Origin of the sequence: Luteibacter aegosomatis (assembly GCF_023078455.1) — a bacterium.
Lineage (GTDB): Bacteria > Pseudomonadota > Gammaproteobacteria > Xanthomonadales > Rhodanobacteraceae > Luteibacter > Luteibacter aegosomatis.
Map to the genome: position 1 here is coordinate 124,383 of NZ_CP095740.1, position 16,856 is coordinate 141,238.

General features: G+C 67.7%; 16 protein-coding genes. 10 read left to right on the forward strand and 6 right to left on the reverse strand.

What is annotated here, in order from left to right:
- Nucleotide 1 precedes the first annotated feature (1 nt).
- The 4 genes from L2Y94_RS00535 (at nucleotide 2) to lanKC (ending at nucleotide 5,936) form a co-directional block, all read left to right on the forward strand.
- Nucleotides 2-1,375 (forward strand): sigma-54-dependent transcriptional regulator, encoded by a 1,374-nt coding sequence (locus tag L2Y94_RS00535; RefSeq protein WP_247372214.1) that lies wholly within the window; start codon nucleotides 2-4, stop codon nucleotides 1,373-1,375.
- A 16-nt stretch (nucleotides 1,376-1,391) separates the two neighbouring features.
- The gene (locus L2Y94_RS00540) at nucleotides 1,392-2,786 is read left to right on the forward strand and encodes a sensor histidine kinase (RefSeq protein ID WP_247372216.1); all 1,395 of its coding nucleotides are present in this window, start codon (nucleotides 1,392-1,394) and stop codon (nucleotides 2,784-2,786) included.
- A gap of 157 nt (nucleotides 2,787-2,943) precedes the next feature.
- Nucleotides 2,944-3,075: a hypothetical protein gene (locus L2Y94_RS21225; protein WP_256452150.1), complete on the forward strand. Its 132-nt coding sequence runs from the start codon at nucleotides 2,944-2,946 to the stop codon at nucleotides 3,073-3,075.
- Nucleotides 3,076-3,233: 158 nt separating this feature from the next.
- Nucleotides 3,234-5,936 carry a class III lanthionine synthetase LanKC gene (gene lanKC / locus L2Y94_RS00545; RefSeq protein WP_247372218.1) on the forward strand — a complete coding sequence of 901 codons (2,703 nt, stop codon included), beginning with the start codon at nucleotides 3,234-3,236 and terminating at the stop codon, nucleotides 5,934-5,936.
- A 13-nt stretch (nucleotides 5,937-5,949) separates the two neighbouring features.
- Here lanKC and L2Y94_RS00550 read toward each other — a convergent pair whose 3' ends face one another.
- Nucleotides 5,950-8,238 carry a TonB-dependent receptor gene (locus L2Y94_RS00550; protein WP_247372220.1) on the reverse strand — a complete coding sequence of 763 codons (2,289 nt, stop codon included), beginning with the start codon at nucleotides 8,236-8,238 and terminating at the stop codon, nucleotides 5,950-5,952.
- A gap of 36 nt (nucleotides 8,239-8,274) precedes the next feature.
- A complete protein-coding gene (locus tag L2Y94_RS00555) occupies nucleotides 8,275-8,649 on the reverse strand; it encodes a DUF2946 domain-containing protein (RefSeq protein WP_247372221.1) in 375 nt (124 codons plus the stop codon).
- A 169-nt stretch (nucleotides 8,650-8,818) separates the two neighbouring features.
- On the opposite strand from L2Y94_RS00555, the gene modA reads away from it, so the two are divergent.
- From modA to L2Y94_RS00585, 6 genes are read left to right on the forward strand one after another with little or no spacing between them, the layout of a single operon-like run.
- A complete protein-coding gene (modA, locus tag L2Y94_RS00560; RefSeq protein ID WP_247372223.1) occupies nucleotides 8,819-9,565 on the forward strand; it encodes a molybdate ABC transporter substrate-binding protein in 747 nt (248 codons plus the stop codon).
- Nucleotides 9,566-9,571: 6 nt separating this feature from the next.
- Complete coding sequence (modB, locus tag L2Y94_RS00565) at nucleotides 9,572-10,246, forward strand: molybdate ABC transporter permease subunit (protein ID WP_247372225.1); 675 nt, start codon at nucleotides 9,572-9,574, stop codon at nucleotides 10,244-10,246.
- Nucleotides 10,243-10,908: an ABC transporter ATP-binding protein gene (locus tag L2Y94_RS00570; protein WP_247372227.1), complete on the forward strand. Its 666-nt coding sequence runs from the start codon at nucleotides 10,243-10,245 to the stop codon at nucleotides 10,906-10,908. The genes modB and L2Y94_RS00570 overlap by 4 nt, the downstream gene beginning before the upstream one ends.
- 28 nt (nucleotides 10,909-10,936) lie before the next feature.
- Nucleotides 10,937-11,911: a lysylphosphatidylglycerol synthase transmembrane domain-containing protein gene (locus tag L2Y94_RS00575; RefSeq protein ID WP_247372229.1), complete on the forward strand. Its 975-nt coding sequence runs from the start codon at nucleotides 10,937-10,939 to the stop codon at nucleotides 11,909-11,911.
- On the forward strand, nucleotides 11,908-13,056 hold the full coding sequence (locus L2Y94_RS00580; RefSeq protein WP_247372231.1) for a serine hydrolase domain-containing protein: 1,149 nt from the start codon (nucleotides 11,908-11,910) through the stop codon (nucleotides 13,054-13,056). The genes L2Y94_RS00575 and L2Y94_RS00580 overlap by 4 nt, the downstream gene beginning before the upstream one ends.
- A gap of 32 nt (nucleotides 13,057-13,088) precedes the next feature.
- Nucleotides 13,089-13,565, forward strand: coding sequence for a T6SS immunity protein Tdi1 domain-containing protein (locus L2Y94_RS00585; RefSeq protein WP_247372233.1), 477 nt, complete (start codon nucleotides 13,089-13,091; stop codon nucleotides 13,563-13,565).
- A gap of 153 nt (nucleotides 13,566-13,718) precedes the next feature.
- On the opposite strand, the gene L2Y94_RS00590 is transcribed toward L2Y94_RS00585, so the two are convergent.
- From L2Y94_RS00590 to L2Y94_RS00605, 4 genes are read right to left on the reverse strand one after another with little or no spacing between them, the layout of a single operon-like run.
- Nucleotides 13,719-14,984, reverse strand: a complete 1,266-nt coding sequence (locus L2Y94_RS00590; protein ID WP_247372235.1) for an RNA polymerase sigma factor — start codon at nucleotides 14,982-14,984, stop codon at nucleotides 13,719-13,721.
- Nucleotides 14,985-15,033: 49 nt separating this feature from the next.
- Nucleotides 15,034-15,798, reverse strand: a complete 765-nt coding sequence (locus L2Y94_RS00595) for a YciI family protein (protein ID WP_247372237.1) — start codon at nucleotides 15,796-15,798, stop codon at nucleotides 15,034-15,036.
- 3 nt (nucleotides 15,799-15,801) lie between these two features.
- A complete protein-coding gene (locus L2Y94_RS00600) occupies nucleotides 15,802-16,254 on the reverse strand; it encodes a VOC family protein (RefSeq protein ID WP_247372238.1) in 453 nt (150 codons plus the stop codon).
- Nucleotides 16,255-16,279: 25 nt separating this feature from the next.
- Complete coding sequence (locus L2Y94_RS00605; protein ID WP_247372240.1) at nucleotides 16,280-16,708, reverse strand: YciI family protein; 429 nt, start codon at nucleotides 16,706-16,708, stop codon at nucleotides 16,280-16,282.
- Nucleotides 16,709-16,856: the final 148 nt, after the last annotated feature.

Here is a 16,856-nt window from a genome sequence, read left to right on the forward strand (position 1 = left end):
CATGCATCGCAAGGATACGCGACCACCCGTTCTGATCGTCGACGATCACCCCGACGTGCGCCTCGCGATGCGCGTACTGCTGCGCACGGAGCATATCCCTTCCTTCGAAGTGGACTCGCCCGGCGCGGCGTTGGATGCCCTGTCGCGCAGCGAGTTCTCGTGCGCCGTACTCGACCTCAACTACAGCGCCGATACCACCTCGGGCAACGAAGGGTTGGCCCTGGTGGGACGACTGCGCGAAGAAGTACCCGACATGCCCCTGGTCGTCATGACGGCGTGGGGTAGCATCGACCTGGCCGTGAAGGCCATGCGCCTGGGCGCGGCCGATTTCATCGAGAAGCCATGGAGCAACGCGCGCATGCTGCATACCGTGCGTGCCCAGCTGGCGCTGCGCGACATGCGTGAGGAGAACCTGCGGTTGCGACATGAAGCGTCCCTGTCGCGCCAGTCGTCGGACGTGTTGAGGATCTGCGAATCCTCGTCGATGCGGCACGTGGTCGAATTGGTGTCGCGGGTCGCCAAAACGCATGCGAACGTGCTTCTCCTCGGGGAGAACGGCACCGGGAAGTCGCTTTTCGCACGCGAGCTGCACGCCCTTTCGCCACGCGTGGAGCAGCCGCTCATCCGCGTGGACATGGGCAGCCTTCCCGAATCGCGCTTCGTCGACGACATGTTCGGCGAAGAGTGCCCCACGCCCAGGCCCGGACGGTTCGAACTGGCCCACCGAGGCACGCTCGTCCTCGAGGAAGTCGGCAACATCGCCCTGTTCAACCAGGTGAAGCTGCTGCGGGTGATCGAGGAGGGCGAGCTGGAACGGAGCGGCTCCACACGCACCCGCCGGGTAGACGTGCGGGTCGTTTCGACCAGCAATGCCGACCTGGAAGCGGCCATCCGCGCGAACCGCTTTCGCCGCGATTTGCTGTATCGCCTCAATGCCATGCAGGTTCGTCTGCCGTCGTTGCGCGAGCGCGTCGAGGACATCGTTCCGCTGGCGCGGCATTTCCTGCTGCGCGAATGCCGTCGGCTCGGTCGCGATGCGATGGTATTCGCCCCGTCGGCCGAGCGGGCCATGCGGACGTATGCCTGGCCGGGCAACGTGCGCGAGCTGGAGCATGCCGTGGAGCGCGCGATGCTCCTGGCCTCGGGCAAGGAGATCGATGCCGCCGACCTCGCACTGAGCCGGTCCACCGACACGCCGCTGGTGCTCGACAGCCTCACGTTGCCGGATGCCGAGGAGATGCTGATCCGCAACGCGATGGAGCGCAACGACCACAACCTCCAGCGGGCCGCCGAAGCCCTGGGTATTTCGCGGCAGGCGCTCTACCGCCGCCTGGACAAGCATCGATCGAAAAGTCATTCCGAACAGGTGGACTGAACGCACGGAGCGGACGATGAAGGGCTTCCCGAAGCTGTCCGATCCCTGGACCGACCGGACGCGGTTGCGCCGTCGTGCCATTCTCTGGGCGGTCGGGTTCACGTGGCCGGGCGTCCTGGCGGTCGTGCTGCTGGCCATCGCCGAACGCCTTCCGGCGAATGCGCGGATCGCGATCGGTGCGGCGGGCCTCGCGGGCATGGCCTTGATGGGCTGGTGGCTGGGCAAGTACCTGATCTTCACGCTGGAAGCGGTCTTCGCGTTGCTGACCTCGTTACGCGAGGGCGACTACGGCTTGCGCGGTCATGAGCCCAGGGCAGGCAGTCCCTTGCAGGGGCTGGTCGCCCACATGAACCAGTTGGCGGACGACCTGCGCACCGGCCGGCGCAAACAGACCGAGGCATCCCACCTGCTGAGCAAGATGCTCGTGGCGCTCAGCAGCGCCGTATTCGTCATGGACGACGAACGGCGTCTTCGCCTGATCAATCCCGCCGGACGTCGCCTCCTGGGCGCGGACCGTGTCGGCGTCATCGGACGACGAGCCTCGGAGCTGGGCCTCGATACCGTCATGGCGGTGGCGGACGACACGATCATGCAGCACCCCTTCGAGGCCACCGCCGGACGCTGGGCCGTGCGAAGGGCGGTGTGGCATAGCGACGGCCGCGAACACACGCTCATCATGCTGCATGACCTGAGCGCGGCCCTGAACGAGGAAGAGCGCCGCGCCTGGCAACGCCTGCTGCGCGTGCTGAGCCACGAACTGAACAACTCGCTGACACCGATCGCCTCGCTCGCCGGCAGCCTGACCGCCATGCTCGAGACGGACGACCACGACGCCAAGAACGTTCTGCGGGAAGGGCTCGACGCCATCGGACGTCGTGCCGACGCGCTGGCCAGGTTCCTTTCCGGCTACGGTCGACTGGCCGGCCTGCCGCCGTTGCAGCAACGCGTGTTCCGTCTCGACGAGTCGCTCTTGCGTCTCGTGCGCCTGGAGGATCGACGGGAAATCCAGGTGCTGGGGCGGACGCCGATCACGGTTCGCGGCGACGAAGACCAGCTCGACCAGGCGTTCATCAACCTGCTGCGCAATGCCGTGGAAGCGACGTTCGAGACCGGCGGCGCCGTGCGACTGAACTGGTGGGTGGAGGTCACCCACATCATGGTGCGCATCGAGGACGACGGCGTCGGATTGCCCGCGAGCGACGGCCTTTTCGTGCCGTTCTTCACCACCAAGCCCACGGGCTCCGGCATCGGGCTGAGCCTGACCCGATTGATCGTGGAGGCACACGGGGGGCAGGTGGACCTGGCCCCGGGGCCGAAGGGCCGCGGAGCCGTCGCCAAGGTACGCCTGCCGCGCAGCGGCCTGGATCGTCCGCCCACGGACAACGATGTCCGCATCCGGACGACGACATGACCGGAATCGATCCACGGCCGAAAAAAAGGCGCGTGGGATGCGGGTTCCCGGCAAAAGCGCGCCCGCGCCCGTTGCGGCGCCCCGAAGGCCGATTACAGAATCTCGCCGCACTTCGCACTTCCCGCGAAGTGCGCGGTCATCAAGGAGGAATAGGGATATGAACCAGATACTTGGCTTGCAATTGCTGCAACAGGACACGGAAGCGGGTGCGATCACGGACGTCACCAACCCCAGTGCGTGCAGCCTCACGAGTTGCTGCTTTGGAAACATCGACGCGTTCAACGAATGAGTCGGGCATGTCCCGATGAAAGTGACCGGGCGATCGCCACCCGCGCCGAGCCGCGGGTGATCGTCGCCACAGCAATCACGGGAGGCAAAGGTGCGTGGAGCGACGTCCGGGTCGCTCCACGCACCGGGTTCCATCGTATCGGCAAGGAACGGCGCGTCATGGCACCTCGGATCGATCTGCTTCCTTACACGGGCGTGGACAGCGACTATTTCGACACCCATGGCCATCGACCGATCGACGAAGGCGATTTCGTCGACCCGGTCCGGCGTATCGTGCGCAGGCACGAGGGCCGGAAAGGCAAACATCGACGCTGGGATCTCAAGCGCAGCGGCATCTGGGTACAGTGCATGCCGGCCGATGCCGTGTTGCCCGCGCAGGGTTGGAAGATCCACGTCTCTTCGGTGTCCGCCACGGCGCGGATCGTGCTGTCGATCGCGGCGGCCGTACTCGTCAACGGCGGCATCGCATTCAAGTTCGCCGCCGACGCGGCCATGCTCGGGAACATCAACGGAAAACGTTGGCCGCGTGGCGGATCGGGCAAGTTCATGACGATCTATCCGCGCGATACGGAGGAATTCCGGCGCGTGCTGGAGGATCTCCATGCCTCGCTTTCCGGATACGTGGGCCCTTATGTCCTGACCGATCGTCGATACCGCGATTCCCGCGTGCTGTACTACCGATACGGCGGTATACGGGGCGAATCGCTTATCGGTCTCGACGGACGAACGCAATGGACGCTGGTAAGCCCCGACGGCTTCCGCGAAGTCGACTCGCGGCAACCGTGCTTTCGCCTGCCGGAATGGCTGCGCGATCCGTTTCCCTCCGACGGCGGGGGCGAAGCGGGCCCCGTGTCGATCGGCGGCGGACGGTTTCGCATGCACCGGGCCTTGTCGTTCTCGTCGGCCGGCGGGGTCTATCTCGCCGACGATCTCGACGAGGGTCGACGGGTCGTCGTCAAGGAGGCGCGGCCCTACATCGGCGGCGCCGATGCCGCCACGGCGACATTGCGCAAGGAGTTCCGGCTTCTTCGCCTGTTGGCCCCACTGAATGTCGCGCCGCGACCCATAGCGCATTTTCGCGAGTGGGAGCACACCTTCCTCGTCGAGGAATACCTCGAGGGCGAGACGCTGCGCCGGTGGCTGGGACGTCGGTACCCATGGCTCAAGACCCGCGCCACGCGCGCGGACGTCGCGGTTTTCCTGGGCGATCTGTGCAAGGTATTCACGAACCTGGCGGCCGTCGTCGATCGCGTGCACGGGGCCGGCGTCTCGCTGGGCGACCTCTCTTTCCACAACTGCATCGTCGACGGCGAGGGAGGGGTGCGCATCATCGACCTGGAGGCTTGCGTCGAAGACGGGCTCGACGTATCCCCCGATCTGATCACCCCGGGTTTCGCCCCCGGCACACGGCGGCGGCAGGACCACGCGGCGGCATGCGCCGACGATCGGTACGCGTTCGGCGCCAACCTGCTCGCGGCGATGACGCCCATCAACGCGATGCTGCCGCTGGACCGCGGCGCGGCGCAGCGCTTCACCTCGCGGATGGCGAGGGACATGGGGTATCCCGCGGAGATCGGCGACGCGATCGTGGATCTTCTCGCCGACGACCCGGAGCGCAGGCCGCGTCCGCTGGACGCGATGCGACGGATCCGCGATGCCGTGGAGCGCCTCGAAGGGGGTAATCCGCCGGTTCCCCATCGCGGGGGGCTCCATCTGCCCGCCTGCGATCCTTCGGCGGAGCTGTTCCGTTTCATCGAGGATCGGGCCGCCCATGCCCGGCCGGATCGCTACGTGCCGGCCGGCGCCGAAATCTTCCAGACGCATCCCTGGGGCGTGGCCCATGGCGCCTCGGGCGTCCTGCACGCGTACCTGAAAGGGCGGCGCACCCCACCGGCCGGACTCGTCGATTTCGTGCTCGACGGTGCGCGGAGCGCGCGGCCGCGCGGCGTGGACCTGGCCAACGGAGATAGCGGCATCGCCTGGGTGCTTTACGACGCCGGGCATGGCGAGACCGCCACGGCGCTGCTGCGGCGATCGTCGGGCGGGCCGGGCGAGTGGGTCTCCCGCGGCCTTCACGAGGGCCAGTCCGGGTGGGGGCTGGCCAGGCTGAAGGCTTGGTACGAAACCGCCGACGGCATGTTCCTGCGCGAAGCCATCGTGGCGGGTGACGCGTTGCTCGCCGCCGCCGTCGACGACGACCATGGCTGGCGGTGGCCGGAGAACGATGCGCAGCCGGTGGGTTTGGCCCATGGCGCATCGGGCGTCGCGCTGTTTCTGCTCCACCTGCATCTGGTCACGGGCGAAACACGCTTCATCGTCGGAGCGCGGCGCGCGTTGGCCTACGACTTCGCGCAGCGGCGCCTCAACGTCGACGGCGACCCTACCTGGCCGCTTCAGGTCGGACACGGCACGGTCACGCCGTACCTTCGTCACGGTACGGCGGGCGTGGTCGCGGTGGCCGCGCGCATGCTGGCCGCCACCGGCGACCTCGGCTATCGCGACATGGTGATGGCGGCCGAAGCCGACCTGTTCCGTCCGCATGCCATTTCTCCGGGACGGCAGGACGGACTGGCGGGCATCGGCGAAACCCTGCTCGATCTGGCCAGCTATCTGCCGGACCGCGCGGCGATCTATCGCCGCGAGGCCCATCGCGTGGCGAGCGGCATCGAGCCCTTCCTGGTGCGGCGTCCCGGTGGACTGGCCGTGCCGGGCGCGGAACTGGTTCGCCTCAGTTGCGATTTCGCCACCGGCAGCGCGGGCGTCGCCGCGTTCTTCGACCGTTTGTGGCGCGGTGGCGCGGCGTCGTTCATGCTCGACGAACACATGCCGTCGGTGGCGCATGCGTCCACCGAAGCGGCGTGATATCGCTCGCGTCCTAGAGCCTGAACTTCGCCTCCGCCAGGAAGGTACGCGACGGATACGGGTAGTAGACGTAATAGCGGCGGTCGGTGAGGTTGTCGACGCCCACGCCCAGCTCCAGGTGCTCGTTCGCCTTCCAGGTCACCTTCGCGTCGAAGGTGAGGAAGTCGCTCGCGCCGCCGAAGGTGTCCGGATCGATGTCGCTATGGTCCAGCGTGTTGTACTGGCGCCCGGAGTAACGCCCGGCCAGGCTCAGCGTCGTGCGCGCATCGGCGTGGAGCGACGCCACCACGTTGGCCCGCCAGCGCGGGATGCGATAGAACTGCTTGCCCACCGACGCCGGATTGCGCGGGTTGCTCACGGTGGTGGCCTGCGTATAGGCGGCATTGGCCGTGAGGTCGAGCCACGACCAGGCCACGCCGGTGCCGTCGTAGCTGGCCTCCGCGCCACGAGTGCGCACCAGCGCCACGTTCTGCACGCGGGTAACGTTGGGGAACACGGTGACGTCGGTCTGGCTGAACAGGGTATCGCGCGTATCGCTGCGGAACACGGTGAAGCGCGTGACGCCGTTGCCGCGATACCATTCGGCGGACAACTCCCGCGAGAGATCGTTTTCCGGTTTAAGGTTCGGATCGTTGTTGATGATCGAGATGCCGTTGAAGGTGCCCTGGAAAAGTTCGCTCACCGTGGGGAAGCGGTAGGCGCGGGCGCCCGACAGCCGCAGGGTGAGTTCGTCGCTGGCCGCGTACGCGAGCGACAGCTTGGGCGAGGTATGCGATTCCTCGCGTCGCGGGTAACCGGTGCGCGCGGTCGCGGTGGCGCGCCATCCGCCGAAGGCTCGCCATTGCTCGTAGCGCGCTCCGGCGGTGAGGCGCCAGCGGTCGTCGAGCTGCCAGGCGTCCTGGAGGTAGACGGCCTGCGTCTGCGTACTGCCGCCGTTGCCACCCGTGAAGCCGCCTGCGGCGCCGTCGCGCCAATCGTCCAGCGCAAGGTTCGCGTTGCGCAGGCGGTAGCCGTCGAAGTGGTAGCCGAAACTCACGGCATGGGTGTTCGCGCCGCCGCTGTCCGGGGTGTGGCTCGCGCGCAGGTCGAAGGTGCGCCAGCGGCTGCCGTCGCCCGCCGTGAGCAAGCCGGGGCCGTCGTCGTCGAAGGCGGAAGCGACGCGGTCGCGATTGCGGTCCATGTCGAAATACGACGCGTCGCCCTCCACGTTCCAGCCGCTTTCCCGGTGGGTCCCCAGCGAGATGCCGTAGAGTTCGTTGCGGCTCCGACGGGTGCTCGGCGCGAAGACATTCGCCGGTAGCTCGTAGCGGTGGCCGTCGATCGTCACCGGCCCCGCATACACCGGCCGTCCGGCGGCGTCGCGCAGGAAACTCTCCGTGCGATGGGAAAGATCCTGCTTCCAGTAGCCTGCCGTCACGCCGCCGGTGAGTTCCGGCGTGAAGTCGTAGGTGAGCCGCAGGTGCGCTTCGTCCTGGCTCGTCGCTTCCTGGCCCTCGCTGTTGATGCCCAGCACTTCGCGCGGCAGGCCGTTGGGGCCGGTATCGCCGACGGCGCCGTTCACGACGGGCGCGACGCCCGTGGCCGTCGAACGGTTCTGGGTGGCGTACACCAGCGGCTGGCCGTTCGATTGCAGGTGCGACACGCCGACCAGGAAGGCGAACTTGCCGCTGCGATCGCCCAGCGTGGCGCTCTGGCGGCTGCCGCCGTAGTCGCGGTCCACGCCATAGGTATCCACGTGCTGGGTGAAGCCCTGCACGTCGGCGGTGACTTCGAGCCTGTCGGGCATGCGCGTGGTCATCAGCACGGTGGCACCGATGGCGTTGCCCGGATAGAGCGCCGAATAGGCGCCGTAGATCACCTCGACGCGGGCGAGGTTCTCGGGAAAGGCCATCGACCAGCGCGGCGGATTGGCCCAGTTGTTGCCCAGCAGGTTGGAAAGCAGCATGCCGTCGAGGTAGACGAGGCCGCGCGCGCTTTGCTGGTTGCTGGTGCCGCGCACGGAGAACGTCGCGTTCTCGTCGCCGATGAAGCGCTTGCGGATGCCGAAGGCGGGCAGGTACTTCAGCGCGTCTTCGGTATTGACGACGTTGAGGCGGTCGAGTTTTTCGGCCGTGACGGTTTCGACGGCCGAGGGCATGTCGGGGTCGACGGCGCTGGCTTGCCGGGCGGCGGAGACGCGCACCTCACGCAGCGTGGTGGCGTGTTGCGGATCGTCGGCGGCGTGCGCCGACAGGGTGCCCGCGCCGAGGGCGCAGGCGATGGCGCGCGCGAGCACGCGACCATCGGACGAAAGGATGGGCATGGCTAAGGGTCCGTGTCGTTGTCGGATCGAAGGCGATCAGGATCGAACGACGTCGGGTGGGCCACGCGAGGGGGGAAGGAGAAACGCCACGCGGTGGAAACCGCGCGTGACGGGGCGGATCGCCGGCGGCGGCGCCACCACGAAGGCCACGCCATGCACGAAGAACGTGCCGCCGAGGGTCGGCGTACTGGCGAAGAGCGTGCAATACCCGCAGGCCTCGTCGCCTTCGTCGTGCCGACCGCCGTCGTGATGATGGTGTTCGTGCCCAGCGGCGACGTGACCGCACGCCGCGGTCAGCTCGGGAAAAACGCAGGCCTCGGCGGTACGCGAGATCGTCGGCGCGAGCACGGCGATCCAGACGGCGAATGCCGCCATCCACGACCACCAGCGATGTCCGGCCACGCGACGCACGTCGACGTCCCCTCTTCACGACCCTGGACCCGGGTCCAGGGATGATGGCATGGCGCGGCGTGAACGCGATGCGACACGGTGTCGCGTCGCTCGTCGCACCGGCGCAGGCCGGTGCGGCGGCTTCGTGGAGCGCGATATAGTTTCGTAACTTTCGCTCTGGACCCTCCCCATGCGGCTGCGCCCCCTCGTCGCGTTCCTCCTGCTGTCCGCGCCCACGCTCGCGCTCGCCGACGATCTCGTCGTCTCCGCCGCCGCCAGCCTCACGAACGCGTTCCAGGCGATGGGCAAGGCGTACCAGGCCAAGCATCCCGGGACCCACGTGGTGCTCAATGTCGCCGCCTCCGACGTGCTGCTGCGGCAGATCGCCAACGGTGCGCCGGCCGACGTGTTCGCGTCGGCCGACGAGGAGGCCATGGACAAGGCCGTGGAAGCGAAAGCCGTGGAGGCCGCCACGCGCAAGGACTTCGCCAGCAACGAACTGGTGCTGATCGTGCCGAAGGACGGCAGCGGCGCCATCGGCAAGGCGGACGACCTCAAGGCCGGTTCGGTCAGGCGCGTGGCCTACGGCGACCCGGCGTCGGTGCCGGCGGGTCGCTACACCCGGGCCGCGCTGGAGAAGCTCGGCCTGTGGGAGGCGGTGTCGGCCAAGGGCGTGCTGGCGCAGAACGTGCGGCAAGGCCTCGACTACGTGGCGCGCGGCGAGGTGGACGCCGGCTTCGTCTTCGCCACCGACGCCGCCGTCGCGAAAGACAAGGTCACGGTGGCCGCCACCGTACCGACGCCCACGCCGATCCGCTATCCCATCGCCGTGGTCGCGGGATCGAAGCAATCCGGCGAAGCGAAGGCGTTCCAGGCGTTCGTGCTTTCTCCCGAAGGCACGGCGATCCTCCGTGGCTTCGGCTTCGGCGAGCCCTGAGGCCACGTGGACGGCATCTGGGAACCGCTGCTCCTGTCGCTCAAGGTCGCCGGCTGGGCGACGGCGATCAACCTCGTGCTGGGCACGGCGGTGGCCTGGGGGTTGTCGCGCTGGCGATCGCCCGCACGCGAGCTGGTCGATTCCATCCTCACCTTGCCGCTGGTGCTGCCGCCGACGGTGATGGGCTATTACCTGCTCGTGCTGTTCGGCCGGCGCGGAACGTTCGGTTCATGGCTCGATGGCCTGGGCATCCATCTGGTGTTCACCTGGCAGGGTGCGGTCGTCGCCTCCACGCTGGTGGCGTTTCCGCTGGTGCAGAAAGCCGCCCGCGCGGCGTTCGAGGCGGTGGACCCACAGATGGAAAGCGCTGCTCGGGTACTCGGTCTTCGCGAGGCGGCGGTGTTCTTCCGCGTGTCGTTGCCTTTGGCGGCGCGCGGGATCACCGCGGGCGCCTTGCTCGCGTTCGCGCGCGCCATGGGTGAATTCGGCGCCACCCTGATGATCGCCGGCAACCTGCCGGGACGCACGCAGACGCTTTCGGTGGCGATCTACGCGGCCGTGCAGGCCGGCGACGACGCCGGCGCGGCGACGATGGTGGGGGTGACGTCGGCGACGTGCGTGGCTGCCCTGCTGCTGGCCGGATGGCTGGCGCCGCAGCATGCGAAAAGGCCGCGCGCATGAGCGTCGACGTCGACATCCGCCTGGCGCTCGGCGACGCGGGCAAGCGCTTCGATCTGGACGTGGCATTCACCTCGTCGCATCGGCGCATCGTGCTCTATGGCCCGTCGGGCGCGGGCAAGAGCGTCACGCTTCGCGCCATCGCGGGCCTGCTCAAACCCGATGCCGGCCATGTGCGCGTGGACGGTCGCGCGCTTTTCGACACCGGCGTCGACGTGCCGCCGAGCGACCGCGGCGTGGCCTACGTCTTCCAGGACTACGCGCTCTTTCCGCACCTGACGGTGGCCCAGAACGTCGGCTTCGCCATCGCGCGCGGTTGGATCAATCCGCGGCGTCATGCACGAAACGATCGCGTGGCGCACTGGCTGGACCTGTTCGAGCTGGACGCCGTGGCCGACCACTATCCGGCGCAGGTGTCCGGCGGCCAACGCCAGCGTACGGCGTTGGCCCGTGCGCTGATCGCCGAACCGCGCATCGTTCTGCTCGACGAACCGTTCTCCGCGCTCGATCCCGCGTTGCGCGGCCGCATGCGCGAGGAACTGCGTGCGCTCCAGGCGAGGCTCGACCTCCAGCTCATGGTGATCACGCACGATCCGGCCGACGTCGAGGCGCTCGACGGGCACACCATCGGGATTCGCGACGGGCGCGTCGAGAGCCGAGGGTGACTTGTGGCGGAAGGGATCGCGGGGGATCATGCCCGCCTTCGACCTTCCCACGAGCGACGCGGTGACCCCGACGCACCACAACACCACCGGCAGGCCGCTGGCGAGCCGCGCGGCGAAATACGCCTTCACACTGGCCTTCGTGGGTGTCGCGGTGTTCCTGCTGCATCGCTACATCGAGCGCATGGCCTGGCACGACGTGCGCGAGGCCATCGACCGCATCCCGCGCTGGCACGTGATCGCCTCGGTCGCCAGCACGTTCGTCAGCTGGAGCTGTCTGGCCATCTACGACGCGATGGCGGTGGAGACGGTGGTGCCGGGCAAGGTGTCGCTGAAGATGAAGATCTTCTCCGGCTTCGTGGTGCACGCCATCACCAACGCCCTGGGCTTCCATGCCATCACGGGTACCGCGGTGCGCTACCGGATGCTCTCGCGGCTGGGCCTGAGCACGCCCGACGTCGCCCGCGTGGTGGGCCTGGTGGGTTTCGCCGTCGGCATGGGCTTCGCCGCCACGATCTGCCTGGCGCTCATGCTCGAACCGTCCATCGCCAACGGCTGGGGGCGTTGGCTGGGCACCGCCATCATCGTGCTCTTCGTGCTGTTGCTGCGCTGGCTGGCCGGCATGCACGACGAACTGCGGCTATGGAAGTTCACCACGCCGGTGCCGTCCGCCCGCTCGGCGGGTGCGCAGATGGCGCTGGGCGTGGTCGAGATGACCGGCGCCACCGCGGCCATGTACTTCCTGGTTCCCCCGGACATCGCCGGTCATTTCCTCGACTTCGCGCCGATCTACGTGGGCGCCATCATCGCCGGCATCATCAGCAACACGCCCGGCGGCATCGGCGCCTTCGAGGCACTGACGCTCGCCGCCTTCCCGCAGGAACAGCGCGCGCAGGTCCTCGCCGCCCTGCTGGCTTATCGTGTCATCTACGGGCTCGGTCCCGCGTTGCTGTCGTCGCTGGCGCTGGGCATCTTCGAGCTCGTGCGGCGCCGGAGCGTGGCATGAGGTTGTCGCCACGTCGCGCGACCGTCTTCGCCGTCCTGCTGCTGGCCGCCTGCGCCACGCCGCATGCGCGCCGTACCGACGTGCTGTTCTGGAACCAGGGCGAGCGGGAGGCGGCGTTTCGCGCCATGGAAACACGCTACGCGAGCAACGTGGTACGGCATGGCACGGCGCATCCGCTGCCGCCGGGCGACCCCTTGAGGCCACGTTTCGACGACGGCCGTTCGCTCGACGACTACATGCGCGAACACCACGTGGCCGGCATCATGGTGCTGCAGGATGGCCGCGTCCGGCTCGAGCGCTATGGGCTGGGCGCCACGCCGGACACGCGCTGGACCTCGTTCTCCGTCGCCAAGTCGTTTACCTCGACGCTGGTCGGCGCCGCCTTGCGCGACGGCAGCATCCACGGTCTCGACGATAAGGTGACACGCTATATTCCCGAGCTGGCCACGGGCGCCTATCGCGACGTGACCGTGCGCCAGTTGCTCACGATGACCTCGGGCGTACGCTGGAACGAGGATTACGCCGATCCGCGCTCCGACGTGGCACGCATGTACGAAGGCGAGCGCGAGCCGGGCGTGCCCTTGCTCGTGACCTACATGGCGAAGCTGCCGCGCGAATTCGCGCCGGGCGAGCGTTGGGTCTACAAGACCGGCGAGACCGACCTGGTCGGCATCCTCGTCGAGCGCGCCACCGGACGCACGCTGGCCGATTACCTCTCCGACAAGGTCTGGAAGCCGTACGGCATGGCCGCGGACGCGCGCTGGCTGAAGGATGACGTCGACGGGACCGAAGCGGGCGGCTCGGGCGTCTCCGCCACGTTGGCCGACTATGCCCGCATGGGCCAGTTCCTCCTCGACGGCGGCGTGGCGGCAGGCCGCCACGTGCTGGCCGACGGCTGGATCGACGACGCCACGCGGCGGCACGCCGACATCGGCGTGCCGGGCCGAGGCTACGGCTACCAATGGTGGACGTACGACGACGGCTCGTATGCCGGCATCGGCATCTTCGGCCAGCTGTTGCACGTCGATCCGAAGCGCCGCCTGGTGATCGTGCAGCTCGCCGCATGGCCCGTGGCCACCGACGACGCGCAGGCGAAGGATCGCGCGGCTTTCGTCCAAGCCGTGATCCGGGCGCTGGGGGAGTAGACTAGGCCATCCCCGCCGTCCCCCACCCGCTCATGGAACTCTCCTGGAACGACCTCACCTGCACGCCTGACAAGGCGGCCATCGAAGCCCTCGCCGACGCCTGGCGCTGGCGCATCGGCGATGCGTTCACCCCGCTGGTGTTCACCGCCCTCGGCGACATGTTCTACGAAGCCGACGAAGGCGGCGTGTACTGGCTCAATACCGGCACCGCCGAGGTGGAGCGCGTGGCCGACGACGTCGACGACTTCAACGCGCGCCTGCGCGAAGACGTGGCCGAGGACTGGCTGCTGCCGCCCCTGATCGAGGCGCTGATCGAGGCCGGAAAGACCCGCGAAGACGGCGAGTGCTACACGTACGTCACGCTGCCGATCTTCGCCGAGGGCGAATACGCCGTCGAAAACCTCAACCCGGTGTCGGCACGCGAGCACTTCGAACTGACCGGATCGATCCTGCAGCAACTGCAGGACGTGCCGGATGGCACGAAGGTGAACATCGACGTGACGCACTGACCAAGGACGCATCGCGCAGACCGGTTGCGCGGCGCCGGGTTCCTGCGTGCGCAGGAACGACGTGAGTTCGATTCGCGAGCAACGGTGAACCGTGCGGTTCGTCGTTCCCGCGTGCAAGAACCCAGGTCGACGCGTTCGGGCGAGCGTGGCCTTTCAGGCGATCAGGCACGCATCCGCCCGGTGCGTCAGCAAGGCCTTTTCCCGCTCGTTGCGCGTCATCGACGCGGCACGTAGAAATGCCTCCCGCGCATCGCCCAACCGCCCCAGTCGGTATAGCAGATCCCCCTGCACGCTGGGCAGGAGGTGGTAATCCTTCAACACGGGTTCGTCGAGCAACGACTCCACGATGGCGAGTGCCGACGAAGGGCCGTCCGCCATCGACACGGCGACCGCGCGATTGAGTTCCACCACGGGTGACGGCATGACGTCCACGAGTTCGGCATATAGCGCGGCGATGCGCGGCCAATCGGTGTCGTCCGCCCGCGCGGCCCTTGCATGGCACGCGGCAATGGCCGCCTGCAGGGCATAGGGCCCGCGCGCGCCATCGAGGCGCTCCGCACGTTCGAGCGCCTTGAGGCCACGGCCGATCAGCAGGCGATCCCAGCGACCGCGATCCTGGTCGAGCAACAGTACGGGCTCGCCGTCCTTGCCGGTGCGTGCGCCGGTGCGCGACGCCTGGATCTCCATGAGTGAAACGAGGCCGTGGACTTCCGGCTCGTCGGGCATCAGCTCGGCCAGCACGCGGCCGAGTCGCAGGGCCTCGTCGCAGAGGGCCGGGCGCATCCAGTCGCCACCGGCGGTCGCCGCGTAGCCCTCGTTGAAGACGAGGTACACCACGCGAAGCACGGCGGAGAGCCGTTCACCCAGGGCGTCGCCGCGCGGCACCTCATAAGCGATCGCCGGATCGGCGAGGGTGCGCTTGGCGCGCACGATGCGCTGGGCCACGGTCGCTTCGGGCACGAGGAAGGCGCGGGCGATCTCGTCGGTGGACAGGCCGCCGAGCAGGCGCAGCGTGAGGGCTACCTGCGCTTCGATCGAAATCACCGGATGGCAGGCGGTAAAGATCAGCCGCAGCATGTCGTCGCCGATGTCGTCGTCGAGCGCGTCGATCAGGGCTTCGTCGGCGGATTCGAGCAGGCCTTCCATGTCCTTGCCCAACGCCTCGAGCTTGCGTCCGGCCATGCGTTCGCGTCGGATGCGATCCACCGCGCGATGCTTTGCCGTCTGCGTGAGCCAGGCACCGGGGTTCTTCGGCACGCCTTCGCCGGGCCAGCGTTCGAGTGCGGCCACGAGGGCATCCTGCGCCAGTTCCTCGGCGAGGTCGATGTCGCGCACCATCCGGGCGATGGTGGCGACGATGCGTGGCGATTCGATCTTCCAGATCGCGTCGATGGCGCGGTGGGTATCGTGCGTCGTCATAGGCCACGCATGACAGCACCCGCCGTCATGCGTGGCAAGCCGCATCGCGTCATGGCGACATGAGTTCTTCCATGCGGTACAGCTCGCGGATTTCCAGGCGGGCATCGTCCCCGTCGGGGAACGGGTAGGTTTCCGTCCAGGCGATGACCTCGTCGAGGGTTTCCACGCGGAGTACCCAGAAGCCCGCGACCATTTCCTTGATCTCGGCGAACGGGCCGTCGACGACGGTGGCCTTGCCTTTGGAAAAGCTCACGCGCTTCGCATGCCGGCTGGAAGACAGGCCCTGGCCGCCGATGAGGAAGCCGGTCTCCTGTCCCGCGCGGTTGGCTTCGGCCATGCGACCGAGTATTTCCGGCCCGGGGTTCCAGTCGGTTTCGCTGCGCTCGTTCGCCTTGAGCATCACGACGTAACGCGGCGTATCGGAGTTGCCCTCGGCGATGTCGTTGAAGCAGCTCAGTCCGCCGGGGCAACCGATCGGCCGGATGTCCACCACCGCCTCGCCGCGTGCGTCTTCGGCCGGCCATCCCTTCACCCAGTCGACGGCCTCTTCGATCGAGGCGGCCTCGATGATGCTGATGCCGGCCACCAGCTCCCTGCTTTCGGCGAACGGGCCGTCGACGACGATGGCCTTTCGTCCCGGGCCGAAGCTGACGCGCACGCCTGAACGGCTGGGCTTGAGCCCCTCGCCGGCGAGGAAGCGTCCGTGCGCCGCGAGCACGTCCACGTGGTCGGCCATCGCCTCGATGAGTTCGCGATGGGGCGCGACGCCGGCCTCGCTATCGGGGTCCGCTTTACGGACGATCAGGAACTGCATGGTTCAGGGCCTCTTGGATCCGTCATCGACGTTGATCATCCAGGACACGCCGAAGCGGTCTTCGAACATGGCGAAGCCCTTCGACCAGAAGGTCTCCTGGAAGGGCATCTCCACCTTGCCGCCCTTGGACAGGGCCTCGAACACCTTCTTGCCTTGCTCCACCTCGGTGAAGTTGAGGTTGATCTTGAAGCCCTGCACCGTGCCGTGTTCGATGCCGTCCGAACCCATGATCGACTGGCCGTCGACCTCGAGATTCACGTGCATCACCTTGTCGCCCATGGCCGCGAGCTGCTCGGGCGACGGCCCGCAGCCTTCCTCGCCCGTGTTTTCGTGGCCTTCCTGTGGCGGCATGTCCTTGAAGTGGTGCAGTTCGATGATCTTTCCGCCGAGAACCTCCTCATAGAACCTGAAGGCTTGCTCGCAATTCTTCGGGAAAACGTAAGGTTGGATCTTCATGTCCGTATCCTCGTCGACGGTGGGTTCAGCGGCGTGAAGCGATGTCGGCACGCAGGCGTTCTTCCTGCTCGCGGGCCTCTGGCGTGAATTCGGCGCCGAAGTCCTCGGCTTCGAAGACCTGGCGGATCTCGATCTCGCTGGTGCCGTACTCGAACGGGTTGGGGCAGCGCTTGACCCATTCGATGCACTCGTCGAGCGAGCGCGTCTGGAACAGCCAGAAGCCGGCGATCAGCTCGCGTGTCTCGGCGAAGGGGCCGTCGATCACTTCCCGGCGATCGCCCGAGAAACGGATCCGTGCTCCCTTGGCGCTGGGCTGAAGGCCTTCCCCGGCGAGCATCACCCCGGCCTTGACCAGCTCTTCGTTGTAGTTGCCCATCGCCGTGAGCAGTGCCTCGCTGGGCATGTCGCCGGCTTCGGAGGACGGGGTGGCGCGTACCATCACCATGAAACGCATGGGATTTCTCCTTTGTTGCGGGCCGGGACATTCCCTGCCTTCATGGGGACGTCGATTGTGCAGCGCGCGAATCGACACGGGCGAGCATCTTTTTCGCCGTGCATCTTGGGCTGGTTTTCCGGGTCATTTCCATGGCCATGTCAGGTGC